Genomic DNA, 23,526 nt, shown 5'->3' on the forward strand with positions numbered 1-23,526 from the left:
TGGTGCGAGGGGCTATAGCTCAGTTGGTAGAGCGCCTGCATGGCATGCAGGAGGTCAGGAGTTCAATTCTCCTTAGCTCCACAGATCGGCACAGAAGATCCCGTTCCCGCGAGGGAGCGGGATTTTTCGTGTGTGACCTGCGTCCCTTCTTGAGCAGGTGCGGCCCTGGAGGCGTATACCTCTGCGGACGGCCTTCTTTCCCGCTCTGTGCTGGGACTGGTACGAAGGCGTCGCTGACCGTATTGGTCCGGCCGTGGCAGAATCAAACGGCCGGAAGGGGGCGCGGCCCGACGGGAGGGAGAAGCGATGCCTGCGAGCATCCGCGGGAGGGTCCACGACCTTCCCGCAGCGGTGGTGATGCGGAGCAAGACCACCCTCCTCTGCCCTTCCTGCGGCTCGCTCCACGTTGCCCAAGTCCTCGGTGACAACGGAGGGATCTCCTACGTGTGCACGGCCTGCGGCCACAGCTGGAGCTGATCGATGGGTGCACACAGGAGGAAGTGCGACTGGTGCGGCAGCGGCACCCCCATCGTTCGAGACATGGAGCCCGTCAATGCCGACTACCAGTACTGGTGCGAGGAATGCGCCCGGGCGCTGATCATAAAAGGCGACCCGATCGAGACGTACCGCGAGCTGGAGGGCGAGCCGATCTACGGCCGGCTCCTCGAAGAGCACTGCACACTCAAACGCTTCTACTCGTTCGTGACGGCCTGAGCGTCAACTCGGCGCCCGTCCCTGGCCGTCGCCCGTATCCGGGCCGCCATGGGCGCCCCAGCGGCCTCGTGACGGCCGTCGGGGAGGGAGCGTGAACGGCGGCTGGGCGGCTACCTCTTGAAAATCCGGCAAAAGGGTACCGATCCATCCATAATTCGCGGCCGATGGAAACGATTTGGTGGTGTGCGTGGGAGACCGGTAATGTTGGCGTCGTCGCCAGGGAGACCCGGCGGAGAACACCGCAAGGGGCTATAGCTCAGTTGGTAGAGCGCCTGCATGGCATGCAGGAGGTCAGGAGTTCAATTCTCCTTAGCTCCACAGAAAAGACCCCGTCCAAGTGGACGGGGTCTTCGCGTTGTTGGCGACGACGTACATGAGGAAGGGCGGGCCACCCCACTCGGGGTGGCCCGCCCTTCCTCATGTACGTCCGTGCGTCAGCGACCGCTGCCCAGGGCCCGGCGGCCGCGGCCCTGGGAGAGGACCGGGAGGTTGCGGGAGGGGGCGGAGGGACGGTTGTCCTCCTCGATGCGCAGGGCGAGCGCGGGGCAGCGGCGTACCGCGCGCATCGCCTTCGCCTCGGCGTACTGCGGGACCTTGGCCTGGGCGACGGTGGGGAAGCCGTCGGCACCGAGCTGGAAGACCTCCGGGAGGATGTCGGCGCACAGGCCGTGGCCCCGGCAGAGCGTCCAGTCGACGAAGATCTTCTGGCGGCTCGCGCCGCTCTCCTCCGCGCCCGCGCCGCCCGGGATGCCGGTCGGCATACGGCCACCCTCGAACAGCGGCAGCACGCCCTCCACGGGCCTGCCGCAGCCGTTGCCCAGGACGTGTGCGGCGAGGTCGTCCGTGAACGCCTTGATGGTCGATTCCAGGAACATCGCGGAGCCGTCCGGGTGCGAGCACGCGCCACGCCGCTTGACGTTCTTCGCGACCTGCTTGAGGGCCTCCAGGGCGGCCGGACCGCCGCCGTTGAGGATGTCCTCCAGGCCGCGCGCCGCGGCCGGCAGCCCGAGGTAGCAGGGGCCGCACTGGCCCGCGCTCTCCTCGGCGAGCCACTTGGCGACCTGCAGCGACTCGCCGAGCGGGCAGGTCTCCTGGCTGATGGGCAGGATCGCGCCGGCGCCGAGCGCACCGCCCACCGCGTCCAGCGAGTTGCGCGAGACGACCGTCTCGTTGACCGTCGCCGCGTCGATCCACTTGCCGTGGTAGCCCCCGGTCAGCACGCCCTGCGGGACGGGCGGCGCGCCGGCGAGCTGGAGGATGTAGCGCAGCGGCACACCGGTGGGCGCCTCGATCACCATGGGGCGGGCGACCGCGCCGGACACGGTGAGCATGACGGTGCCCGGCTCGTCGTACAGGCCGGTGTTGCCGTACCGCTCGGAGCCGATGCGGGCGCCGATGGCGAGCTGGGCGAACGTCTCGGCGTTGGAGAGCAGCGTCGGCGCGCCGCCGACACCGCTCTTGGACGCGCTGGTCTTGCGGCCGGGCGGGATGGGCGGCCCGCCGTCGATGGAGCGGATCAGCGAACCGGCGGCACCGGTGACCATGCGGACCGGGTTGCGCTGCACGCTCGCGCGGATGGCGGCGCCGCGGCGGTTGCTCAGCCCGCGCTCGGAGAGGGCTGCTTCCATCGAACGCTGGGTGGATTCACGTGTCACCCCGATGACGAGCTGGCGGGCGCCGAGGGCCTCCGCGACCAGCAGGGCGCCGTCGAGGATGAGGTGCGGGGCACGGTTGATCAGCACCGTGTCCTTGCGGCAGGCGGGTTCGTCCTCGCTGCCGTTGACGACCACGACGGGCCGGATGCCACGCTTGATCGCCGACTCGGCGACCGAGCGCAGTTTCTTGTGGAACGGGAAGCCCGCGCCGCCCCTGCCCTTGAGGCTGATCCGCTCGGACAGTTGGGCGAGTTCTTCGCCGCCCATCGGTTCGAGCGGACCGTGCACCTTCAGGTGCATGGGCAGGTCGAGTCTCTCGACGAGGTCGAAGCCCGAGGTGAGCTGGGGAAGACCCACCACGCGGACTTCGGGGACGTCGGGAAGGGCCTCGTTCACTTAAATCCTCCGGAAGGCGCGTTCCAGGGTTCGCCTGAGCCCGGCTGGTTGTAGTCGTCGTAGCCGGACAGCGCATCAGTGGCGGGACCGCTGTTGTACGTGTCGTTCGGGTTGTACGTGCCGTAGGGGGCGTTCGACTCAGCCGTTCCGTAGGAAGTTTCGGAGACCACGGGGTTGGCCCCGGTGTCGTACGTCTCGCCTTGGTAGGTCTGGCCCGAATACGTCTGGCCCTGGAACGACTGCCCGCCCAGCGGCTGTCCGGCGAAGGTGTCCTGCATCGGGTCGTACGAGGACGGGGGTGCCTCACCTACCGGCGGCGGGGACGGGGCCGGCCAGCGGGTGCTGCCCGTGGTCGAACCGTCGTCCATGCGGGGCATGGCCTGCGTGGGCTGCATGTCCAGCGGCGGCTGCTGCTGGGTGAGATAGGGGGCCGTGGGCTCCTGGGCGCGCGGGGTCATCGACACCGCGCGGTACGCGGCCGCGAAACCGGGGCCGCTGTCGGCGGAAGCGGCAGCACCGCGCTGCGGGGGCACCAGCGGGTCGCCGAGCGGGGGGTTGCCCTGACCGCCGCCGAAGCCGGGGAGCGGGAACTGGCCGGTGTCCCGCATCTGGTCGCGCTGTCCGCCCTCGCGCTGTCCGCCCTCGCGCCGGCCGCCCTCACGGCGCCCGCCCTCGCGCTGTCCGCCGGTCTCGTCCATGCCCTGCAGGACGGAGCGGGACTTCACCAGTTCGTCGACCTCGGGGGGGCGCTGGCCGGAGGGACCCAGAATCGCGGTGATGCGCTCGACCACCTGGCGCTTGAACGGGCGGGGGGCGGCGCGCAGCAGCAGCGCGCCGGCCACGGCGAGCAGGCCCAGTGAGTAAAGGATCACGAAGAAGGGCTTGGCCTCTCGACCCGCGTAGAGTCCGTGGACAAGGGCGAAACACCAGGCCGGGTAGGCCAGCATGTGCATCGCCCGCCAGCGGGCCGCGACGGGGGCCGGGGACGCGAACCGGTTGCGCAGCATGCCGGTGATGCCCACGAAGATCATGAGTAGGGCTGCCAACGAACCGCAGCCGATGAGGAAGGCGGTGCCCTGGCCCTCGTCGCCGGCGAAGTCGTCGCCGACGAGTACGAGCCAGAAGGGGATCAGCGCGGCGAGGAAGTCGACGTGGTCCAGCGCGAGCTTGATCCCGATGTGTACGAGGAGGAACGCGAGAGAGGCCACCGCGGACACCCGATGAATGCCCTGAGCCATGATCCGCTCGCGGGTATTGAGGAGCATCCGGTCCTGGGCGATGAGTCCCCAGATCACCGAGCAGGTCAGGGAGACGAGCGAGAGGACGCCCGCACCGAAGTCGAGGAACTCCGCGAGGGAGTCGACAAAGGTGTTGTCGTCCGCCGTCATGACAGACCCCCCGCCGTCAGAAAGAAGGATGCGGTCGGGGGCACGGCAGCCGTCGCCACCCCGTGGGCCGAACGGCCCGGCCGAGGTATCGAGCTGGTGCTGCGACGAGGGTTCATGGGGCAACTCCGAACAGTTCGGGAAAGCGGTCCCGTCGTCGAACTGTAAGTGGTGCCAATACCGGGCGGTACGAGGTTTGAGTTATTGCGCTGTTATCAAGGGCCAATCTCACATCAGGGATGTCCCTTAGCGGCTGTTACGCGAAGTAAGATTTGAATAAAGTTCAACTTTTCTGACCGGATCTTGTGGCCGACACGCGGCGGGTCCCTGTCCATCGGGGCTGCGGTACCCTGATCGCATGCGTGCCGTACGCCTTCTGCTTAGCGAGCCGCGCTGATCAGTCCCGACCGCCGTTGACGGCGTGGTCGGCATCAGCGCGGCGTCCCCTCCTGTGTGAGGGGATTTTTCGTTTCCTGGACGAACAGCCCGCTGGCAGAGACGATCGATGGAGCTTTGAGGATCATGAGCGAGACGAACCCCGCTGCCGCCGAAGTGGCCGCGCACCGCTACACGGCAGCCGTCGCGGCCGAGATCGAGGCACGCTGGCAGGACTTCTGGGACGCCGACGGCACGTACGCGGCGCCCAACCCCACGGGCGACCTGGCGGGCGACGCGGAACTGGCCGCCCGGCCCAAGAAGTTCATCATGGACATGTTCCCGTACCCGTCCGGTGCGGGCCTGCACGTCGGTCACCCCCTGGGCTACATCGCCACCGACGTCTTCGCCCGCTACCAGCGGATGAACGGCCACAACGTCCTGCACACCCTGGGCTTCGACGCCTTCGGCCTGCCCGCCGAGCAGCATGCCGTCGCCACCGGCGAGCACCCCCGGGTCACCACCGAGGCCGCCATCAACAACATGAAGTCCCAGCTGCGCAGGCTGGGCCTGGGCCACGACAAGCGCCGGTCGTTCGCCACGATCGACCCGGACTACTACAAGTGGACCCAGTGGATCTTCCTGCAGATCTTCAACTCCTGGTACGACGACGAGGCGAGGAAGGCCCGCCCGATCGCCGAGCTGGTCGCCCAGTTCGAGTCCGGTGAGCGCGCGCTGCCCGGCGGCGGCTCCTGGAGCGCGCTGAGCGCCGGCGAACGCGCCGACGTCCTGGGCGAGTACCGCCTGGCGTACGCCTCCGACGCGCCGGTCAACTGGTGCCCCGGCCTGGGCACCGTGCTGGCCAACGAGGAGGTCACCGCCGACGGCCGTTCCGAGCGGGGCAACTTCCCCGTCTTCAAGGCCAAGCTGCGCCAGTGGAACATGCGGATCACGGCGTACGCCGACCGTCTGCTGGACGACCTGAACGAGCTGGACTGGCCCGAGGCCATCAAGCTGCAGCAGCGCAACTGGATCGGCCGCTCCGAGGGCGCCCGCGTCGACTTCCCGATCGACGGGGAGCGCATCACCGTCTTCACCACCCGCCCCGACACCCTGTTCGGCGCGACCTACATGGTGCTGGCCCCCGAGCACCCGCTGGTCGACAAGTTCACCCCGGACGCCTGGCCCGAGGGCACCCACGACGTGTGGACCGGCGGGCACGCGACCCCCGCCGAGGCCGTCGCCGCCTACCGCGCGCAGGCCGCCTCCAAGTCCGACGTCGAGCGGCAGGCCGAGGCGAAGGACAAGACCGGCGTCTTCACCGGCTCGTTCGCCACCAACCCGGTCAACGGGGAGCGGATCCCGGTCTTCATCGCCGACTACGTCCTGATGGGCTACGGCACCGGCGCGATCATGGCCGTCCCGGCGGGCGACCAGCGGGACTTCGAGTTCGCGCGCGCCTTCGAACTGCCGATCGTCTGCATCGTCGAGCCCACCGACGGCCGCGGCACCGACACCTCCACCTGGGAGGACGCCTTCGCCTCCTACGACGCGAAGATCATCAACTCCAGCGGCGAGGGCGTGTCCCTGGACGGCCTGGGCGTCGTCGAGGCGAAGGCGCGCATCACCGAGTGGCTGGAGCGGACCGGCATCGGCGAGGGCACCGTCAACTTCCGGCTGCGCGACTGGCTGTTCAGCCGCCAGCGGTACTGGGGCGAGCCCTTCCCGATCGTCTACGACGAGGACGGCGTCGCCCACTCGCTGCCCGAGTCGATGCTGCCGCTGGAGCTGCCCGAGGTCGAGGACTACAGCCCCCGCACCTTCGATCCGGACGACGCCGACACCCAGCCCGAGACACCGCTGTCGCGCAACGCCGACTGGGTGAACGTCACGCTGGACCTGGGTGACGGCCGCGGCCCGCGCCCGTACCGCCGTGAGACCAACACCATGCCCAACTGGGCCGGTTCCTGCTGGTACGAGCTGCGCTACCTGGACCCGCACAACTCCGAGAAGCTGGTCGACCCCGAGATCGAGCGGTACTGGATGGGCCCGCGCGAGGGCCAGCCGCACGGCGGCGTCGACCTGTACGTCGGCGGCGCCGAGCACGCCGTGCTGCACCTGCTGTACGCGCGCTTCTGGTCCAAGGTCCTGTTCGACCTGGGGCACGTCTCGTCGGCCGAGCCGTTCCACAAGCTGTTCAACCAGGGCATGATCCAGGCCTTCGTCTACCGCGACAGCCGTGGCTTCGCGGTGCCGGCCGCCGAGGTGGAGGAGCGCGACGGCGCCTACTACTACCAGGGCGAGAAGGTCAGCCGCCTGCTGGGCAAGATGGGCAAGTCCCTGAAGAACGCGGTCACTCCCGAGTCCATCTGCGCGGAGTACGGCGCCGACACGCTGCGCCTGTACGAGATGGCGATGGGCCCGCTGGACGTCTCCCGGCCGTGGGACACGCGCGCGGTGGTGGGCCAGTTCCGGCTGCTGCAGCGGCTGTGGCGCAACGTCGTCGACGAGGCCACCGGCGAGGTGACGGTCGTCGACACGGAGCCCGGCGAGGACACCCTGCGGGTGCTGCACAAGGCCATCGACGGTGTCCGCCAGGACCTGGAGGGCCTGCGGTTCAACACCGCGATCGCCAAGGTCACCGAGCTGAACAACCATCTGACCAAGGTGGGCGGCCCGGTGTCCCGCTCCGTCGCCGAGGCCCTGGTCCTGCTGGTCGCGCCGCTGGCCCCGCACATCGCCGAGGAACTGTGGCGCAAGCTGGGGCACGGCGACTCGGTCGTGCACCAGGACTTCCCCGTCGCCGACCCCGCGTACGTCGTCGACGAGGCCGTGACCTGTGTCGTCCAGATCAAGGGCAAGGTCAAGGCCCGGCTGGAGGTGCCGCCGACCATCTCCGAGGAGGAGCTGGAGAAGGTGGCCCTGGGCGACGAGAAGGTGGTCGCGGCGCTGGCCGGGGCACCGATCCGGAAGGTGATCGTGCGGGCGCCGAAGCTGGTGAACATCGTCACGTGAGCGCGGCGGCGCGCCGCGCCGTGAGTGTGGCGGCGTGCGGCGGGGTCTGCGGTGACCCGGGGTAGCCGCCGGTAGGCGCGCCGTTGTCGCCGGTGGCGGTTCGGGGGCGTCCCCTACGGGCAGGTTCCGGGTTCCCATGGAACCTGGGACCTGCCTGTTGCGTTTACCGTGGAAGAGCGCCGCTGCACATGCCCGTGCCGGTCGGAGAAGGAGCGCGTCGTGGAAGCCGTCATCGCAGTCGTCGCCTTGTTCTTCGTGCTGTTCGTGGTGCTGGGCGCGTACGCCACGGTGAAGGCGGTCGGCGCGGCCAAGCGCGGCGTGGACCGTACGATCACGCAGGCCAAGCGGACCGTCGAGGACACCACCCTGCGCGCCAGAAGCCTGGCCCAGCCGGGCCCGGCCGGGCAACTGGCCGACCTGCGGCTGAAGTTGCGCACCTCCATGCGGGCCACCCAGGAGGCGTTGCGCGCGGGCGTGGGCGAGGACGAGTCGCTCAAGGAGTCCCTGGCCCTCTTCGAGCAGCTCAGCAAGCACGGCCGGGAGCTGGACGACGAGCTGCGGCGCCTGGAGCCCGAGTCCGACCGCGCCAAGCTGGCCCAGCGGCTGCCCGCGCTGCGCGAGCGCGCGGAGCGGATCATCGAGTCCTCCGACTCGCTGCGCTGGGCGGCGCACGACCGGGCCCGCAAGTTCGCCGAGGACGACCTGGACACGCTCAGCGCGCAGATCGACGTCGAGGCGGGCGCGCTGCGGCACTGGACGACGGAACCCGCCGCGGTGTGGCCCGAGGCGCCCAAGCCCGAGCCGACCGCCTCCACGGGGCAGACCTGGCAGGAGACTCCCGAGGCGGGTGGGGGCGCGTCGCGCGGTGCCGAGTCCGGTGCGGCCACGTCCCGGAACGGGGAGTCCCGTGGTGGTCAGGAGCCGCCCAGGCCCGCGATCACGCCGCCGAGCGCGCGGCCGACCTACCCGTGGCAGAAGAAGCACCGTCCGGAGAGCACCACTTGAGCCACTCGGCCCGGTCGGACCGCTCCACGCGGTCGCGGGTGACAGGGGCCGGGCTGCCGTCCACGCGGCTCGGCGGGTAACCTCCAGCTCATGTCCCGCCATGTCGCGATCGTCACCGATTCCACGGCCTACCTGCCGCCGCCGGCGATGGAGCGTCACCACATCACCGCGGTGCCGTTGACCGTGGTCCTCGGCGACCAGGCGCTCGAGGAAGGGACCGAGATCTCGGCCCGCTCCCTGGCCCAGGCGTTGCAGAAACGACGGTCCGTCACCACCTCCCGCCCCAGCCCCGAGCTGTTCGCCGAGACCTATCGCAGGGTCGCGGAGTCGGGCGCCACCGGCATCGTCTCGCTCCACCTCTCCGCCGAGTTCTCGGGCACGTACGACGCGGCCGTGCTCGCGGCCCGCGAGGCACCCGTGCCGGTGCGCGTCGTGGACACCGGGATGGTCGCGATGGCGCTCGGGTTCTGCGCTTTGGCCGCCGCCGAGTCCGCGGAGGCGGGCGGCACGGTGGACGAGGCCGTCACAGCCGCCGAGAAGCGGGCCGCCGGGACGTCCGCGTTCTTCTACGTCGACACCCTCGACTACCTCCGCCGGGGCGGACGGATCGGTGCGGCACAGGCGCTGTTCGGATCCGCGCTGGCGGTCAAGCCGCTGCTGCGGCTGGACGGCGGCCGTATCGAGATGCTGGAGAAGGTCCGCACGGCGTCCAGGGCGATCGCCCGCCTGGAGGAGATCGTCGCCGAGCGAGCGGGCGGGGCGCCGGTCGACATCGCCGTTCACCACCTCGCGGCGCCCGAGCGGGCCTCCGCGCTCGCGGAGCGGCTGAGGGGCCGGGTGTCCGGGCTGGCCGATCTGCATGTGAGCGAGGTCGGGGCGGTGATCGGGGCGCACACGGGGCCCGGGTTGCTGGGCGTGATCGTGTCGCCTCGATGAGGCGTGCGTCGCCTCGGTGAGGTGGCGAGGCGGGTTTGTCCTGGCTCGGTCCGGCCGGGGTCGGCGGCTTGGGTCGGCTCGGCTTGTTGAAGCACGCCACGGCTCGGTTTGGGTCGGCTCGGCTGTTCTCGGCTCGGTTTGTTCGCTCGTGCGGGTGACGGAGTTATCCACAACTGGGTAGTAATCCACGGGAATTGAGCAAGATCATCGCAGGCGGGTGCCTCTGCCCGATCCTCGTCGCATGGCACTTCGATCACGTTCACGCACGGCGACGGTCACCAGCGGCCCCGGCAGGGGCCCTTCCTCCGACGGGCGTACCCGTCACCCCCGCCCTCGGCGGCCGCGGGGCAGGGCCGGCCGCCGCCACCAGGCGTCGGCGGAGACGCTCCGCCTGCGCGCGGAGACGCTGTTTCCCGAAAGGACCTGGGAGCCCCGTGAGCTGGGGCATGGGCCGCCGCCGGAGTCTTCCGCGGACGAGGACGGGTCCCGCGGTCGTGATGCGAGCCCTGCGTGGCGTGAGCGGGTGGGGCCCGCCGTCCGGGAGCGGCTGCCGGTGTGGTTGCAGGCACGGTGCGGCATCGAGCGGAAGAGCGTGGTCGCGCTGAGCGTGGTGCTGGTCGTCGCGGCGGTGTTCGCGGCACAGCACTTCTGGGCGGGCCGGCCCCAGCCGGTGAGCGCGCCCGAGGTGGTGCGGGCGGGAGCTCCGGGTGCCTCACCGACGCCAGGGAGCGGGCAGGCACCGTTCGGTGAGCCCGGGCACGGCGGTGCGGCGGTGCCGGGCGCCTCGCCAGGGCTGGGGGCTCCCTCGGCCGTACCCACGATCGTGGTCGACGTCAGTGGCAAGGTGCGCAGACCGGGCGTCCAACAGTTGCCGGCCGGTTCGCGGGTCGCCGACGCGCTGCGGGCGGCGGGCGGGGTGCGGCCGGGGGCGAACACCGACGGGCTCAACCGCGCCCGGCTCCTCGTGGACGGCGAACAGGTCCTGGTGGGCACTCCGGCGCCGATGGCCGGACCGGGTGCGCCGCCAGGGACAGGAGCGGGCGCGGGGGCGGGTGGCGGTGGTGCGGGCGGGGCAGGCGCAGCCGTCGCCGGATCGGCGCCCACGACCCCCGTGTCGCTCAACACGGCCACCGCCGACCAACTGGACACCCTGCCCGGCGTGGGCCCGGTCCTCGCCCAGCACATCATCGACTACCGCGCTCAGCACGGCGGCTTCCGCTCGGTGGACGAGCTCCGCGAGGTGAACGGCATCGGCGATCCGAGATGTCAATGGTAATCTACGAACATGACCCCACAGCGTGCAGTCCTCCTCCTCCGGATCAGCTACCGGAAGGCCGAGGAGGAAGCCAAGGAAGCTGCCGAGCAGAGCGACGACCCAACAGCGGCCACCCGCCGAATGCAGGCAGTCAGCAAGGGCATCGGCCGGCAGGAAGAAGACGGCCGCGCCCTCGCCGCCCGGCTCGGCTGGACGATCGCCCGGGTGATCCCGGAAGACGACACCAGCGCCTTCAAGCGGCGCATCATCAAGCTCCCCGACGGGACCACCGCACTGCGCACCGTGCGCCCCGGATTCCGTGCCGCCCTCGACGGGCTCGCCTCCGGAGAGTTCGACGGGCTGATCGCCGACGACCTCGACCGCGTAGCCCGCGACCCCCGCGACCTCGAAGACCTAATCGACGTAGTGGAGTCCCGCCGGCCACGCATCCCGGTCGAGTCCGTCACGGGCTCACTCCGGCTGGCCAACGACGCGGACGTCACCATGGCCAGGGTCATGGTCGCCGTCGCCAACAAGTCGTCCAGGGACACCGCGCGCCGTGTCGCCCGGAAGCACGAGGAACTCGCCGCCGAGGGCAGGCCAGGCGGTGGCGGGTTCCGCGGCTACGGCTACACCGAGAAGTACGAAGTCATCGAAGACGAGGCTCGAACCCTCCGGGAAATCGGCGCGCGCATCCTCGGCGACTGGGACGGCTGGACCAACGAGCAGAGGAAGCTGATCGATCCGGAGATGGGGGAGTCCCTCAACTCGATCGCAGCCGACCTGGACCGGCGCAAGGTGCCCACCGCCACGGGAGTCCCGTGGTCTGGCCGGAGCGTGGGTTCCGCCGTCTCGAAGGCGTCTGTCGCGGGTCTGCGCGCACACAAGGGCGAGGTGGTCGGACCGGCGGCGTGGCCGGCCATCATCCCGGCGGAGCGCTGGGAGCGGATCTGTGAGCGCCTGGCCATGCGCGCGGGGGACACGGACCTGACGCTTCAGCGGTGGCTGAGTCGCGTCCTGAAGTGCTCCCTGTGTGGGCACCTGCTTCTCGGCAGCCACGGCAATGGCGGTCCCCGCTACTGGTGCGACCGGAAGGGTGGTGGCTGCGGAAAGATCGCGGTTAAGGCGTCGTTCGTCGAGGACGAGGTGGAGCGCCAAGTGCTGGAGCTGCTCGGCATGCCGCGCGTCCTGGAGCAGTTGCGTACCGTCGCCGACACCGAGACGACCGACGAGGCCCGCGCCGAGCTGGCCGAGGACGAGGCGCAACTGAAGCTGATGGCCGGGATGTTCGCCCGCAGGGAGATCACGTTCCCGGAGTTCCAGGAGGGGCGCCGGATCATCGAGGCCCGGGTCAAGGAGTCGCGGGCGTTGCTCCATTCCCGGGCGCCGATGGTGCTGCGGCGGCTGCTCGCGGGGGACGTGGCTTCCGGGTGGTTGGCGTTGACGCCGGCGGATAAGCGGGAGGTTGTGCTGTCGCTGCTGCCGGGCTACGAGGTGCTGCCCCACGATCGGAGCTATGGCAACAAGTTCAACCCGGGCCGGCTGGTGCCGATGAAGTGGCCAGAGCCGGAGGCGTCCTGACGGGACACGCAGAAAGGGCCCCGCACCAGCATCCGTGCTGGTGCGGGGCCCTCTGTGTCTTGCGACCTACTCGTCTGCACTAGGGGCGACGGCCACGACGGAGAGATCCGGGGCCATCTGCGCATCGAGCCCCTCCTTCTTCGCGTGATGCAGCCACGTGCTCACGGTGGCGGGCGATACGCCGCGCTTCTCCGCAACGACAGTCGCGGGCGCCTTCTCGCCCTGCGCCGCAGCTGCGTTGTACTCCAGCTGCACCTCAGCGAGCCGGATGAGACGGTTCCAGCGGCGCAGGGCGCCAGGTCCGTGGTCGGGGTTCACGTCCGGGTGGTGGGTGCGAACCATCTCCTCGGCGCGCGCCGGGATCTCGTCAGCTGACGGAGGCTGGGCAAACACGCCGGCGCTCAGGTCCAGCGGCGCCCCCTCCGGGGTCCGTAGCCCGAAGGTGAGCATCATCCGGGCGACGCGTTCCAGCTTCGTGATGGGGAGGTCCCGGATGAGGGTGGCACCCACCGGCCTCCACTCCTCAACGGGTGTATCCGGATCTTGTTGTACCCGGATCGCGTAAGGCCCTTCCACCTTCCGATCGTCACGGATGACGTACTGGAGCCGCACGAGGACGTGCGGGTAACTGGCGGGGACGAGAGACACGAACACCTGGCTGAGGCCGTCCGGGGCGCCCTCGATGGGCTCGGGATCGGTGATCCGGACGCGGTGTTGAGGCGGGGTGGTCATGTCGTACATCGTGCCCGCCGACAGAGTCAATTGCAATGCGAAGGATCGGATCTCGAAAGGTTCGTGAACGACTTCCGAAAGGTGACGGGAAGCCTTTATGATGGAGGCATGAGCCCCGAAGACCTTCGGCGGATCAGCGAAGTTCGTGCGCTTGTCGCCACTGGCAAGGCCCGCGAGCAGCGCGAGAACCGCCGACTCATGCTCCGAGAAATCGCCGACGCCATCGGCGTCAGCCCCTTGACCGTCTACCGCTGGGAGCGGGGCGCGACGCAGCCGCGGAGCGCGCATGCCCTTCGCTGGGCTGACGCTCTCGGTATCGAGGCGAAGGCCTCGTGATGGCCAACGAGGCACCCCGAAACCCGCGCCCCAAGACTCTCGCTGACCTGTATCCCGACGGCCTGTCTCAGGCCCAGGCGCGGCGCATCGTCGCCCTGCTCGGTCTTGCTCAGCCGCGACGCAGCAGCGAGCGGCCGGAACGGAAGACGCCGGCCGCATGAGACGGCCCTCTGCTGGGCGCCGGTGTTAGCCGCACCGACGGCCAGGCAGAGGGCCAGACATCCATCCACTGACGACGAAGCCCCCGGGTCGCTGACCGGCGACTGATCCCGAGGGCGACGTCTCACACGTGAAAGGACGTATCGCCATGGTAGCCACTACCGGCGACATCGAGCAGCGCGACGGCGCTCCGACTCGGAAGAGGACCGTCGGCCGTAAGCGCCACGGCTTCCGCCCGAACCGGCGGGGCGACCGGCGCGTGCCGCCGAAGCCGCCGCTGCACGACCCGCAGGTTCCGGGCCGCTACCAGGTCCGCGCCGAGCTGCACGCACTCCGCCTCACGGCGAGGCCGGCATGAGCACCCGCACCTTCGGCCGCCCGGCGCCGCAGCTCTCCGGTACCGACCCGACGGACACGGTCGCACTCTGGGCAGAGGCCCGCACCCTGTACCTCGCCGAGGACTTCCCTCCGTACGGCTCGCCCTCGTGGCTCGCACTCCACCCCGACGACCCGAAGCGGTTCGCGTCCGTGATCTCCGCCGCCGAGAAGTGGCGCAAGTACGGCGACGAGGAGGGCTTGATCCGCTGGTTCCGCGAGGCATCCCGTGTCCGCGAGCCGCTGGCCTCCCGCCGCACCCGCACCGAACTCGACGAGGCATGGCGCAGCGTGCGCGAACGAGCCGCAGACATGTGGGCGCGCGAGCGGGCCCGTATCACCCCGAACCCTCGGTGGCCGAAGGTCGCCGTACCCGGTCAGGAGAACCGCACTTGACCACGTACCACGAGCAGGTGAGGCCGCAGGGCGACAGCCCCGCGGCCCCGCCGCACGCCCCGGACAGCATCGACTGGAGCGACCTGGACGAGAAGGTCCAGCCCGATCCGGCCGAAGACGCGTCCAGCCTGTTCAAGCCCGGCGGGTCGTTCTTCCTCGACGTCCCCGAGAACCCTTCCGCCGTGTGGGGTACGGGCGGAGACGTGCTCTGGGCAGAGGGCGAGGCGCTACTGATCGCCGCCCCTCAGGGTGTCGGCAAGACGACCCTGGCCCATCAGCTCATCCGCGCCCGTCTGGGCCTACAGGACACGGTGTTGGGCTACCCGGTCGTACCGGGCAGCGTCGTCCTGCTGCTCGCGATGGACAGGCCCGCACAGAGCCGCAGGGCCGGGCATCGGATCTTCGCCCACGACGACCCGGCTTACCTGAACAAGCACCTCGTGGTGTGGGAGGGGCCGCCTCCGTTCGACCTGGCCAAGCAGACCGACATCCTCGCCGCGATGTGCGAGAAGGCCAAGGCGGACACGGTCATCATCGACTCCGTCAAGGACGCCGCTGTCGGCCTGTCGGAGGACGCAGTCGGCGCCGGTTGGAACCGGGCACGGCAGAAGGCCCTCGCGGCGGGTGTGCAGGTCTTGGAGCTGCACCACAACCGTAAGGCGGGTGCGAACGGCGGAGAGCCCAACACCCTCTCCGACGTGTACGGGTCGGTGTGGATCCCGTCCGGCGCCGGGTCGGTCATCTCTCTGTGGGGCGAGGCCGGCGATCCCGTCGTAAGGCTGCGGCACCTAAAGCAGCCGATGAACGAGGTCGGCCCGTTCAACATCGTCCACGACCACGAGCGCGGCACGACGTCCGTCGAGGAGAGCGTCGACCTGTACGAACTCGTACGTCGCAGCGGGCCTGACGGCCTGACTCCGCTCAAGGCGGCTGAGGCCCTCTTCGAGGCCAAGGTGCCCACGAGAGCGCAGAAGGAGAAGGCCCGCCGGAAGCTGGATAAGGCCGTGGATCAAGGCTTGCTCACGCGTATGGAGCCCATCTTCAAGGGCGGTTCGGTCTCGTACTACCTCGTCGAGCAGGGCTAGCCGTGAGGTGCACGGAAGGGTGCACGCGCCTTTTTGGGCGTGCACCCGCACGCACCGCACACGGGGTGCACGTTCCACAGAAAGCCGCAGGTCACAGGTGCACGCATAGGTGCACGCAGCGCACGCACGCTAAGTGCACGTTTTCCACCCCCTCTAAAGAGGGGTGGAAACGTGCGCCCCACCCACCACAGAGCGAGACACCGATGGCAGACCTCATCCCCGCGCGCGGCTACGTCGCCGTCTTCACCACCCTCGACACGGACAGCGGCAGGACCCTCTACTACCCCCGTCCGCTGATCGCTTGGACCGTTGGCGAGGACGGCCGACTCGTCGGTCACTACATCGGCAGCTACGGCAATACGACTGTCGCCAGCAACGTCCCGAACTTCTACCGGTACATGACCGAGGACCAGTGGGCCGTCTTCGGTCTGACCCACCGAGCCCCGAAGTCGGTCGGATCGGAGCCCTCATGAGCGAGTCAACGTCCGCCGTCGAGCAGGCGGTGACGGCCCGCATCCAGGCCGCGAAGCGCCGGACCGAGGACATGCGCCGCCAGCGCGCCGAACTCGCCGAAGCCCGTAAGCACGGCCTCGCCCGACGGCATGCGGCCAAGCTCCGCGCCCTCGCAGCGGCCGAGCAGCGGGCGCAGCAGCAGCGCCTCGACGAGCCGTCCGAGGAGGCGCCGTGAACCGCACCCTGCACCGCGTACGAGGAGCCTCAGCCCTCGGCGCGACCGCACCGGGCCAGACCGGACCCTTCGGCCCGTACGGCGCCGACGAGGACGACCTCGACGACGACCAGGACGACGACAAGCGTTACGGCTATGCGTGACAGAGGAGGTGCCCCATCGATACCGTTACGGCTATGCGTGAAAGAGCTTGCCCCATGTGCGAGACCGCCCTCACCGGACCCGGCTACCTCGTCGACGGCGCCACCAAGCACCGCCGCACGTGGTGGCGCGCCCAACTGCTCATCTGCCAGCCCTGCTACGACCGCGGAATCGACCCCGAGACCGGCCTCACCCTGGGCTATGCGGCCCAGCGGACGGCGCGGCACCAGTGGATCAACCTCGTCGGCCGGGGCAAGTCGCTGCCCCCCTCCCCGTGTGCAGCGTGCGGGCAGCTGGTGGTGCGCAACGGAGACCCCCTCCTGAAGCGGGTCACCTGCTCCCGCTCCTGCTCGGTGTCTCTCACCCGTAGCCGTAACGGGGGGAAGGGGAGCGGGCGCCCGTGCGAGACGTGCGGGGAGCCGATCACGACCGGCCGCGCGGACTCCCGGTACTGCGGGAGCGCTTGCCGACAGAAGGCGTACCGACGACGCGCCAGAGACGGTCACGCGTAGCCGTAACGGCTCGGCCGTCACCCGGCGGCCGGGCCCAGTTCGATCACCCACGCGCGAAGGAAGGACACCCGTCATGGCAGCTTCGATAGGTCCGCCCCCGGACGACGCTTCGATGGGTCGGGCTGCTGCGCAGGTCCGCCCTGTTTCGCCTTCTGCGTTGCGTTGGCCGTCGCAGCGGGGCGGGCCATATCCGCGGCTGAGGACGGACTTCTCCACGAAGGCGACCCAGGGTTTGGCGGTCATGGAGCTGGTGCTCGGTGAGGGGCGGACGTTCCGTCAGGCCGCTGCGGTCCTCGGGATGAGCCTGACGACTGCTTGGCGCCGCTATCACTTCGTTTTGGACTGGCTGCTTCCCGAGCAGTACGGCCTGCGATCTCGTCGCCTCCCGCCGCAGCGCGGCACCCGAGCCTGCCCCCGTGGCCGGCCGTTCATCGCCGAACTTGACGGCCCCGGCGGACCGCTTCACCGAGAAGGGAATTGATCGATGACTGCAACCAACCCCCGCGACAAGGCGAGCGCTGTGCTGTGGCTCGCGGCGGGCAAGTCCCAGCGGGCTGCGGCTGAGGCGGCGGGTGTCGCGCCGGGAACGGTCGGTCGGTGGCGCCGTGATCCCGTGTTCGCGGCGGAGGTCGAGCGGATGCGCGCCGTGTGGGTGGAGAAGTCGAACGACGGCCTGGCCCTGCTCGACCACATGGACGAGGTGGAGCGGCGGCTGCGCCCGGGTTCTCCGGTGCGGGTGGAGGGTGGTCGGTGGCATGTGACGGTGTCGATTCCGTCGGGTGCGTCGGCGCGGCGGGTCGAGCGGCTGACGGCGCGTGCGATCGCTCGGGGGATGCGTGCGCTTCGGGAGGCGGAGGGCCGGTGAGGCTGAAGTGGCCGGCGGGTTCGGTTGCGCCTTTGTTCGTGCGGGCTGCCGAGGGGCGTTTGCGGTGCGGTTCGGATCCGGAGGCGTATCACCAGCGCGGCACGTCGCCCGAGGCTGCTGAGGGGTTGTGTCGGGGCTGCGCTTTCGTGGTGCCGTGCCTGGCGTATGCGCTGGAGAACCGGGAGCTGTCCGGTGTGTGGGGTGGTTGGACGGCGGAGCAGCGGGATGCGGAGCGTGCTCGTCGTGTGGTGGAGGTGGCGTAGTCGACGGCGCTTGTTGTCTGTACTAGACAAGGCGGAGGCCCGGCCCTGGGAGACAGGGACCGGGCCTTTTGCCGTGACCACACCTTCGAACGCGATCCCATTCTAGACCATTTGTGCAGGTGAAAGGCGTAGAATGCTTGCAGCTATTCGGTCTGCCGTGACGTGAATAGCGGCCATCGAGCGAGGGAGACGCATTGTGGTGACCGAACAGGAAATCGTCGAGGCCGAGCGTGCGGTCGAGGTGGCGGAGTCGAGGCTCGACACCGCCGAGGCGCATCACGCGACGGCTGGTTCGCCGACTGCTGTGACCGAGCTGCGGGCTGCTCGCGCGGATGCGAACGATGCCCGTGACCGGTTGCGCCGGCTGAAGTCGGCGTGGGCGAAGGAGCAGGCGGACGAGGCGCGTCGGGCGGCTGCTGAGGCGGTGTATCCGCAGCGGAAGCGGGAGGCGCTGGTGCAGCAGCTGGCGGATGCCCGTGACGAGGCCGCGTACGCGGTCGCCGCGCTCGACAAGGCGGCGGCTGTGGCGCTGGCGGCGGTGGCCGGGTACGGCGCCGTGGTGCGTCAGGTGTCGGGCGAGTTGCTCGGTGCGGGTCTGCGGGCGGGTGACGGCGGTGTGGACGGTGGTACGGCGGCTGGCACGGTCCATCTGGGTGGCGAGACGTGGCGGGCGGCGGATCCGGGTTCGTTGGTTGCGGCGGTGATGCAGGCCGCGGTGGCTGCGCATGATCGGCGGCATGTGTTCGCTCAGGCTCGGTGGGGGCAGATGGGCGGTCTGGTGGAGGCTCAGGCGCGGGCCGAGCTGCTGGCGCGGGCGGCCGGGCGGTGAGCGGGGATCCGTTCGCCGAGGAGTTCGGCGCGGGTGGCCCGTCCGACGATGGCGTGGGCATGGAGGCGTGGCGGATGTCGCTGCGCCTGGACGAGGCGCGTGCGGCGTTCACGGTGGCGGACCGGGACCGGCGTACGAGTCCGGTCCTCGCGGCGCTCCTCGCCCCTCTGAGCGGCTCTGAGGGTGAGGGTGTCCGGTGAGCCGCCGGAAGCCGCGTAAGCCGCGCAGACAGCGCCCTGGTGGCCGGGTGACGGTTCGGATCGAGGCCGCGCCAGGTGTTGCCGTCGAGGTGGTCCTGCCGGGCTTCTCCGGGGACGAGTACCGGCGGGCTCAGGCCAAGGCTCAGGCCGGTGACTTCCAGGCGAAGGAGATCTGGCGGCTGGTCGAGGCGACGTCTGCCGCGATCGGTCATGACCTCGACCCGTCGCAGTGGGGTGAGGCGGACTTCCTGAAGGCCGCCGATCTGCTCGGGCTTGTCGACGCGGGCACGTGGCGGGCGGACGACGATGCCGCGGTGGCGCGTCTTCTCGACGGTGAGGGAGCGTCATGAGCGACAGTGTTCGGATCACAGTCACGGCGGACGGCTCGCAGGCGCAGCGTGCGTTCCGCGACGTCAACCGCGCTATGGACGGCCTGCGTGCGCGGGCGGCCACTACGGCGGCTGGCGTCCGCATCCTCGACTCTGCGGTGGAGGGTCTGAACCGTTCCCTGACGACGCTGCGGGGGCGTACGGCGGCGGCGGATAACGCGCTGCGGGACTTCCGTACGGCGGGTATGGGTGCGAGCACGTCGATGCGGACGCTGATCACACGGCTGGATGCGGCGGACAGTCGTCTCGGTGATCTGAGTGGCCGTACGACGACGCTGCGCCGCGACATGGATGATCTCGGCGGCAGCATCGACGGCGTCAACGGCGGCCTCGGGGACCTGCGCGGCGACCTCCGCGGGCTGGCCGTGGCGGGCGACAGCGCTTCGAGTGCGCTCGGCGGTGGCGGCGGTGGTGGGGCGGCCGGTGGTGGCGGCCTGGCGGGGTCCCTGGCGGGTGTCGGTGCCGTGCTCGGCGCTTCCGTGCTGCCGTCGATCGGCGCACTGTCGCCGATGCTGTTCGGCCTGGCCGGTGTGGGTGGCGCGGCGGCGCTCGCCATGGACGGCATGAAGAAGCAGGCGAAGGAACTGAAGGGCCCGCTGGACGACTGGCGGAAGGCCGCGGAGAAGGTCGTTCTTCCGCGCACAGCGAAGGCCGTCGACACCCTCAAGGGTGCGATGAAGGATCTCACCCCGGTCATCAAGACCGGCGGGAAGGCGTTCGGGGAGATCGCGGAGTCGGCCGCGAAGTTCGCCGACAGCCCGGCGTTCAAGAGTGCGCTGATCAAGAACGTGGAGATGGGCTCCGAGTTCGTGAAGGACTTCGCGGACAACATGGGCGCCTTCACCCAGTCGTTCTTGGACTTCGGCACGAAGAGTCAGCCGACCGTGGATGCGTTGCAGAACCTCGTCGGCGGCGCGCTGGGCCGGGGCATGCCGTCCATGTTCAAGGAGCTGGAGCAGGGCATCGACGGGTCGGCGGACGTCGTCGACGGCCTGGCCTATCTGGTGAACGATTCGTTGCTGCCCAGCTTGGGGAAGGTCGCCGGGTCGTTCGCGGATTCCTTCGGTCCGTTGACGAAGGAGATGCTGACCACTGCGGGCGATCAGGTGTCGCGGCTGGCGACGCTGTTCGATGGTGCGGCTGAGGCGCTGGAGCCGTTGGCGAATGTGGGCGCAGATGCCTTCCGTGCGTTCAACGAGCTCGCGGCGATCGGTACGTCGGTGGCCGGCAGTTTCGCGAAGGAGGTCGGCGGCGCACTGTTCGAGTCGCTGACCGCTGTGGCCGGTGTCGACGTGTCGGAGTTGGACGACGGTTTCCGTGGGCTGTCGGACTGGGTGAAGGACAATCAGGGCGGTATCCGGTCGGCGATGCTGGGGGTGGCGCAGTCCATCACGTCGATGGTGACGGCCGGTGTCGAGGCGCTGCCGAAGCTGTTCAGCGCGTTCGAGCTGGTGGCTGAGGGCATCCTGCTCGGCGTCGATGGTCTGGTGTCCACGCTGGCCGGCACGTTCGGGAATCTGCCGGTGATCGGTGACACGTTCAAGGAGTGGAATACGTCGTTCGATGAGGTGGCGGGTGGGTTCCGCGACAACATGGCCGACATAGGCGGCAGCATCGACTCGCTCGTCGACGAGGCGGTCCCGCGCTTGAACCGGGCGCAGATCACGATGAGTGTGGATCAGGCCGAGGCGAGTCTGGAGCACATCAAGCAGCAGCTGAAGGACCCGGAGCTGACGAAGGAGCGGAAGGCGAAGCTGACCGCCGACAAGCAGGATGCCGAGGACGAGCTGGCGGCGGCGAAGCGGGAGCTGGCGGCGTTCGACAAGGCGAAGGCGAAGGCGGAGCTGGACGCGGACTCGGGGCCGTTCGCGGACGCGATGCGGTGGGTGAAGCAGCAGTCGATCCCGAAGAAGACCGGGATGATCGTTGCCGACACGGGCGGCTTCTGGTCGGGTGTCCGCGGGATCGCGGGCCGGGTGCTGGGCACGTCGTACATCAACGTGCAGTACCGCAACGTGGATTCGTCCGCGTCGCCGACGTTCAGGCAGGCGGACGGCGGCGTGATGCGGTTCTTCGCGGACGGCGGCCGCGAGCAGCACGTCGCACAGATCGCGCCAGCCGGATCCTGGCGGGTGTGGGGCGAGCCGGAGACCGGCGGCGAGGCGTACATTCCGCTCGCGCAGGCGAAACGTCCGCGTTCAGTGGCGATCCTGTCGGAGGTTGCGGAGCAGTTCGGGTACGGGCTGGAGCAGTACGCCAGGGGCGGGGTCACAAAGGCCGAACGCGAAGCCCGCAAGGACGCCCGCGGTGACCTGACGATCTCCCACTTCGGCCGGCGGGCCGGGTACAAGAACACCGAGTTCGCCAACGCTTTGGGTTCACCGGGCAGCCTGGGTGAACTCTCCTCCGCGTTGAACAAGTGGCGTTCCATCATCAAGAAAGCCACCCATGGCGGGCTGGAGAACAGCCTCCTCAAGCGGCTGAACAGTGCGGGTTCGGCGCTGATGAAGTACGAGAAGCAGCACGACAAGCTGTCGAAAACCCTGGAGAAGGCGAAGGCCCTCCGTGACGACGTCTCCTCCGGCCTGAAGAGCGAGGCCGGGATCGTCAAGAGTGCGAATGCTTCCGACTCGCAGGTGACGATCAACACCCTCCTGTCGCAGATGACCGGGTCCGCGGCGAACACCAAGCAGTTCTCGTCCATGCTGACGCAGCTGCGGAAGAAGGGCCTGTCCGGGGATCTCGTCAAGCAGATCGCGACCGCAGGTATCGAGGGCGGCGGCATGGAGACTGCGGCGGCGATCCTGGGCGGCGGCACCGCGGAGATCAAGAAACTGAACGACCTGCAAAAGCAGATCGGGTCCGCAGCGAAGTCCGCGGGGAACGCGGCGGCGGACGCCATGTACGGGGCCGGAATGAAGGCGGGCGAGGGGCTGATCGCCGGTTTGGAGAAGCAGCAGAAAGCGATCGAGAAGCAGATGATGAAGATCGCGAAGGCGATGGAGAAGTCCATCAAGAAGGCCCTCGGCATCAAGTCACCGTCGCAGGTGATGATGCAGGTCGGCGACTACACCGCCGAAGGCTTCGCTCTCGGCATGCGGAAGAACCGCAGCATCACCCCGGCCTGGGAGTCGATGCTCAACCAGCCCCGCACCACCATGCCCGCTGCTACGGGCCGGGCTGGCGGTGGCCGGGCTCCGGCTCCCACTGTGGTGCTGGAGATCAAGTCGGGTGGTTCGAAGGTGGATGATCTGCTCGTCGAGCTCCTGCGTAAGGCTGTCCGTAACCGTGGCGGGGATGCGCAGGCCGTCCTCGGGTACGGGCCGCCTGCTCGGCGATAGTGACCGGCAGAGCCCCCGGCGTGGCCGTCTGGCCTGTGCCGGGGGCTCCTCCCTTACTTGCCGATCTGCCACTCCACCGGCTCATCCAAATCCCCCGGCGAGTACAACACCCGCTCCGCCCGGCCGAACCCCTTCGGCACCTCGAAGAGGACGTTGCCGCGCACGCAGTCTCCGCCCTTGACCTTCGCATCCATCGGATACACCGGCGGCGGCAACTCGCTCCCGGTCATGTGGAAGGGCTCCAGCCTCGACCCGTCCTCGTAGGCCAGGGACCACGTGAACGGGGCCACCGTGATCGGCTCCTCGCCTTCGTTGCACACCTTCACCTCGACGAGGGCCAGCTTTTGCCCGTCCTGGAACAGGCCTGTCGGGCTCCTGAGGCCCTTGTCCTTGTGGGTGAGCGCGGCGGCGGAGAACTTGTTGCCGCCTGCGTCGATGTCGACCTTGTCGCCGAGCTTCAGCGTCTCCTGGCTGGGCGAGGGTGACGGGCTTGCCTTCGTGCTGCTGGCCGACGGTGTGCTGGCGGCCTTGACGACAGTGGGTGTGGGGTCGTCGTTGCGGGAGTTGGAGACGACGATGCCTGCGGTGACGATGCCGGCGATGAGTACGGCGGCTGTGCTGATGATGATCGTGTTCGTGTGGTTGCGCTTCGGCTGCTGCGGTGCCGGTGGCGCAGCAGGCGTGGACGGCGGTGTGGCGTCGCTCATGGTCCCCCCAAGGACGTACGTGTGCGTGGAGAGCATCATGAGGCCAGTGGGGAACGTACGGGCCGGTATGGCCGTCCTGTGACCCTCGGGTGTGATGCCCGGCAGTTGGCCGCCAGGGTCCTCACCAGTGATGACCCTTCTCGTTGGTCGGGCACGGCTGCGGCCCTGTTGCGCGCAATCAACCGAAGCCG

24 protein-coding genes and 2 tRNA genes are annotated in these 23,526 nt (G+C 69.5%); 22 read left to right on the forward strand and 4 right to left on the reverse strand.

Features of this window, described 5'->3' with window-relative positions:
• The first annotated feature begins 8 nt into the window (after positions 1–8).
• From P8T65_RS30610 to P8T65_RS30620, 3 genes are all read left to right on the forward strand, one after another.
• Positions 9–81, forward strand: a tRNA-Ala gene (locus P8T65_RS30610).
• Between the two features lie 399 nt (positions 82–480).
• The gene (locus P8T65_RS30615) at positions 481–714 is read left to right on the forward strand and encodes a hypothetical protein (RefSeq protein ID WP_005479297.1); all 234 of its coding nucleotides are present in this window, start codon (positions 481–483) and stop codon (positions 712–714) included.
• A 245-nt stretch (positions 715–959) separates the two neighbouring features.
• Positions 960–1,032 (forward strand) — tRNA-Ala (locus P8T65_RS30620).
• A gap of 116 nt (positions 1,033–1,148) precedes the next feature.
• Here the strand turns inward: P8T65_RS30620 and P8T65_RS30625 are convergent.
• On the reverse strand, positions 1,149–2,765 hold the full coding sequence (locus P8T65_RS30625; protein WP_316728390.1) for an NADH-ubiquinone oxidoreductase-F iron-sulfur binding region domain-containing protein: 1,617 nt from the start codon (positions 2,763–2,765) through the stop codon (positions 1,149–1,151).
• Complete coding sequence (locus tag P8T65_RS30630; RefSeq protein ID WP_399100865.1) at positions 2,762–4,153, reverse strand: cytochrome b/b6 domain-containing protein; 1,392 nt, start codon at positions 4,151–4,153, stop codon at positions 2,762–2,764. Before P8T65_RS30630 ends, P8T65_RS30625 begins: the two co-directional genes overlap by 4 nt.
• Positions 4,154–4,672: 519 nt before the next feature.
• Between P8T65_RS30630 and leuS the strand changes: the two genes are divergently transcribed.
• From leuS to P8T65_RS30655, 5 genes are all read left to right on the forward strand, one after another.
• Positions 4,673–7,540 carry a leucine--tRNA ligase gene (gene leuS, locus P8T65_RS30635; RefSeq protein WP_316728391.1) on the forward strand — a complete coding sequence of 956 codons (2,868 nt, stop codon included), beginning with the start codon at positions 4,673–4,675 and terminating at the stop codon, positions 7,538–7,540.
• 219 nt (positions 7,541–7,759) lie between these two features.
• On the forward strand, positions 7,760–8,545 hold the full coding sequence (locus tag P8T65_RS30640; RefSeq protein WP_316728392.1) for a hypothetical protein: 786 nt from the start codon (positions 7,760–7,762) through the stop codon (positions 8,543–8,545).
• 90 nt (positions 8,546–8,635) lie between these two features.
• A complete protein-coding gene (locus tag P8T65_RS30645) occupies positions 8,636–9,481 on the forward strand; it encodes a DegV family protein (RefSeq protein ID WP_316728393.1) in 846 nt (281 codons plus the stop codon).
• A gap of 241 nt (positions 9,482–9,722) precedes the next feature.
• A complete protein-coding gene (locus tag P8T65_RS30650; RefSeq protein ID WP_316728394.1) occupies positions 9,723–10,757 on the forward strand; it encodes a ComEA family DNA-binding protein in 1,035 nt (344 codons plus the stop codon).
• A gap of 9 nt (positions 10,758–10,766) precedes the next feature.
• Positions 10,767–12,317: a recombinase family protein gene (locus P8T65_RS30655; RefSeq protein ID WP_316728395.1), complete on the forward strand. Its 1,551-nt coding sequence runs from the start codon at positions 10,767–10,769 to the stop codon at positions 12,315–12,317.
• Between the two features lie 66 nt (positions 12,318–12,383).
• Here the strand turns inward: P8T65_RS30655 and P8T65_RS30660 are convergent, their stop codons facing one another.
• Entirely contained in the window at positions 12,384–13,049 is a 666-nt protein-coding gene (locus P8T65_RS30660; RefSeq protein WP_399100873.1) for a hypothetical protein, read from the reverse strand.
• 198 nt (positions 13,050–13,247) lie between these two features.
• Here P8T65_RS30660 and P8T65_RS47410 point away from each other — a divergent pair, with 198 nt between their 5' ends.
• The 14 genes from P8T65_RS47410 to P8T65_RS30720 all read left to right on the forward strand — a co-directional run bounded on the left by P8T65_RS47410 (position 13,248) and on the right by P8T65_RS30720 (position 22,628).
• Positions 13,248–13,385, forward strand: a complete 138-nt coding sequence (locus P8T65_RS47410; RefSeq protein ID WP_399103270.1) for a helix-turn-helix transcriptional regulator — start codon at positions 13,248–13,250, stop codon at positions 13,383–13,385.
• A 307-nt stretch (positions 13,386–13,692) separates the two neighbouring features.
• Complete coding sequence (locus P8T65_RS30665; protein ID WP_316728397.1) at positions 13,693–13,902, forward strand: hypothetical protein; 210 nt, start codon at positions 13,693–13,695, stop codon at positions 13,900–13,902.
• Positions 13,899–14,315: a hypothetical protein gene (locus P8T65_RS30670; protein ID WP_316728398.1), complete on the forward strand. Its 417-nt coding sequence runs from the start codon at positions 13,899–13,901 to the stop codon at positions 14,313–14,315. Before P8T65_RS30665 ends, P8T65_RS30670 begins: the two co-directional genes overlap by 4 nt.
• A complete protein-coding gene (locus P8T65_RS30675) occupies positions 14,312–15,400 on the forward strand; it encodes an AAA family ATPase (protein ID WP_316728399.1) in 1,089 nt (362 codons plus the stop codon). The genes P8T65_RS30670 and P8T65_RS30675 overlap by 4 nt, the downstream gene beginning before the upstream one ends.
• A gap of 203 nt (positions 15,401–15,603) precedes the next feature.
• The gene (locus P8T65_RS30680; protein WP_316728400.1) at positions 15,604–15,873 is read left to right on the forward strand and encodes a DUF6253 family protein; all 270 of its coding nucleotides are present in this window, start codon (positions 15,604–15,606) and stop codon (positions 15,871–15,873) included.
• Positions 15,870–16,088, forward strand: a complete 219-nt coding sequence (locus P8T65_RS30685; protein WP_316728401.1) for a hypothetical protein — start codon at positions 15,870–15,872, stop codon at positions 16,086–16,088. The genes P8T65_RS30680 and P8T65_RS30685 overlap by 4 nt, the downstream gene beginning before the upstream one ends.
• Complete coding sequence (locus P8T65_RS30690) at positions 16,085–16,231, forward strand: hypothetical protein (RefSeq protein ID WP_316728402.1); 147 nt, start codon at positions 16,085–16,087, stop codon at positions 16,229–16,231. The genes P8T65_RS30685 and P8T65_RS30690 overlap by 4 nt, the downstream gene beginning before the upstream one ends.
• A gap of 54 nt (positions 16,232–16,285) precedes the next feature.
• Positions 16,286–16,741, forward strand: coding sequence for a hypothetical protein (locus P8T65_RS30695; protein WP_316728403.1), 456 nt, complete (start codon positions 16,286–16,288; stop codon positions 16,739–16,741).
• A 484-nt stretch (positions 16,742–17,225) separates the two neighbouring features.
• Entirely contained in the window at positions 17,226–17,606 is a 381-nt protein-coding gene (locus P8T65_RS30700) for a helix-turn-helix domain-containing protein (protein ID WP_316728404.1), read from the forward strand.
• A gap of 38 nt (positions 17,607–17,644) precedes the next feature.
• Positions 17,645–17,869 (forward strand): WhiB family transcriptional regulator, encoded by a 225-nt coding sequence (locus P8T65_RS47415; protein ID WP_399103273.1) that lies wholly within the window; start codon positions 17,645–17,647, stop codon positions 17,867–17,869.
• Positions 17,870–18,068: 199 nt separating this feature from the next.
• A complete protein-coding gene (locus P8T65_RS30705) occupies positions 18,069–18,698 on the forward strand; it encodes a hypothetical protein (protein WP_316728405.1) in 630 nt (209 codons plus the stop codon).
• Positions 18,695–18,898 carry a hypothetical protein gene (locus P8T65_RS30710; protein ID WP_316728406.1) on the forward strand — a complete coding sequence of 68 codons (204 nt, stop codon included), beginning with the start codon at positions 18,695–18,697 and terminating at the stop codon, positions 18,896–18,898. Before P8T65_RS30705 ends, P8T65_RS30710 begins: the two co-directional genes overlap by 4 nt.
• A 47-nt stretch (positions 18,899–18,945) precedes the next feature.
• Positions 18,946–19,248, forward strand: coding sequence for a hypothetical protein (locus tag P8T65_RS30715; RefSeq protein ID WP_316728407.1), 303 nt, complete (start codon positions 18,946–18,948; stop codon positions 19,246–19,248).
• Entirely contained in the window at positions 19,245–22,628 is a 3,384-nt protein-coding gene (locus P8T65_RS30720) for a hypothetical protein (protein WP_316728408.1), read from the forward strand. The genes P8T65_RS30715 and P8T65_RS30720 overlap by 4 nt, the downstream gene beginning before the upstream one ends.
• A gap of 53 nt (positions 22,629–22,681) precedes the next feature.
• Here P8T65_RS30720 and P8T65_RS30725 read toward each other — a convergent pair whose 3' ends face one another.
• Positions 22,682–23,335: a DUF4352 domain-containing protein gene (locus tag P8T65_RS30725; RefSeq protein WP_316728409.1), complete on the reverse strand. Its 654-nt coding sequence runs from the start codon at positions 23,333–23,335 to the stop codon at positions 22,682–22,684.
• Positions 23,336–23,526 lie beyond the last annotated feature (191 nt).

It is taken from the genome of Streptomyces sp. 11x1, assembly GCF_032598905.1.
Lineage (GTDB): Bacteria > Actinomycetota > Actinomycetes > Streptomycetales > Streptomycetaceae > Streptomyces.

Bases quoted from the DNA above. Each gene is read 5' to 3' on its own strand.
- P8T65_RS30615 (WP_005479297.1), top strand. From the start codon at position 481: ATGGGTGCACACAGGAGGAAGTGCGACTGGTGCGGCAGCGGCACCCCC.
- P8T65_RS30655 (WP_316728395.1), top strand. From the start codon at position 10,767: ATGACCCCACAGCGTGCAGTCCTCCTCCTCCGGATCAGCTACCGGAAG.
- P8T65_RS30650 (WP_316728394.1), top strand. From the start codon at position 9,723: ATGGCACTTCGATCACGTTCACGCACGGCGACGGTCACCAGCGGCCCC.
- P8T65_RS30725 (WP_316728409.1), bottom strand. From the start codon at position 23,335: ATGAGCGACGCCACACCGCCGTCCACGCCTGCTGCGCCACCGGCACCG.
- P8T65_RS30645 (WP_316728393.1), top strand. From the start codon at position 8,636: ATGTCCCGCCATGTCGCGATCGTCACCGATTCCACGGCCTACCTGCCG.
- leuS (WP_316728391.1), top strand. From the start codon at position 4,673: ATGAGCGAGACGAACCCCGCTGCCGCCGAAGTGGCCGCGCACCGCTAC.
- P8T65_RS47410 (WP_399103270.1), top strand. From the start codon at position 13,248: ATGCTCCGAGAAATCGCCGACGCCATCGGCGTCAGCCCCTTGACCGTC.
- P8T65_RS30695 (WP_316728403.1), top strand. From the start codon at position 16,286: ATGTGCGAGACCGCCCTCACCGGACCCGGCTACCTCGTCGACGGCGCC.
- P8T65_RS30660 (WP_399100873.1), bottom strand. From the start codon at position 13,049: ATGACCACCCCGCCTCAACACCGCGTCCGGATCACCGATCCCGAGCCC.
- P8T65_RS30685 (WP_316728401.1), top strand. From the start codon at position 15,870: ATGAGCGAGTCAACGTCCGCCGTCGAGCAGGCGGTGACGGCCCGCATC.
- P8T65_RS30700 (WP_316728404.1), top strand. From the start codon at position 17,226: ATGACTGCAACCAACCCCCGCGACAAGGCGAGCGCTGTGCTGTGGCTC.
- P8T65_RS30665 (WP_316728397.1), top strand. From the start codon at position 13,693: ATGGTAGCCACTACCGGCGACATCGAGCAGCGCGACGGCGCTCCGACT.
- P8T65_RS30720 (WP_316728408.1), top strand. From the start codon at position 19,245: ATGAGCGACAGTGTTCGGATCACAGTCACGGCGGACGGCTCGCAGGCG.
- P8T65_RS30670 (WP_316728398.1), top strand. From the start codon at position 13,899: ATGAGCACCCGCACCTTCGGCCGCCCGGCGCCGCAGCTCTCCGGTACC.
- P8T65_RS30680 (WP_316728400.1), top strand. From the start codon at position 15,604: ATGGCAGACCTCATCCCCGCGCGCGGCTACGTCGCCGTCTTCACCACC.
- P8T65_RS30630 (WP_399100865.1), bottom strand. From the start codon at position 4,153: ATGACGGCGGACGACAACACCTTTGTCGACTCCCTCGCGGAGTTCCTC.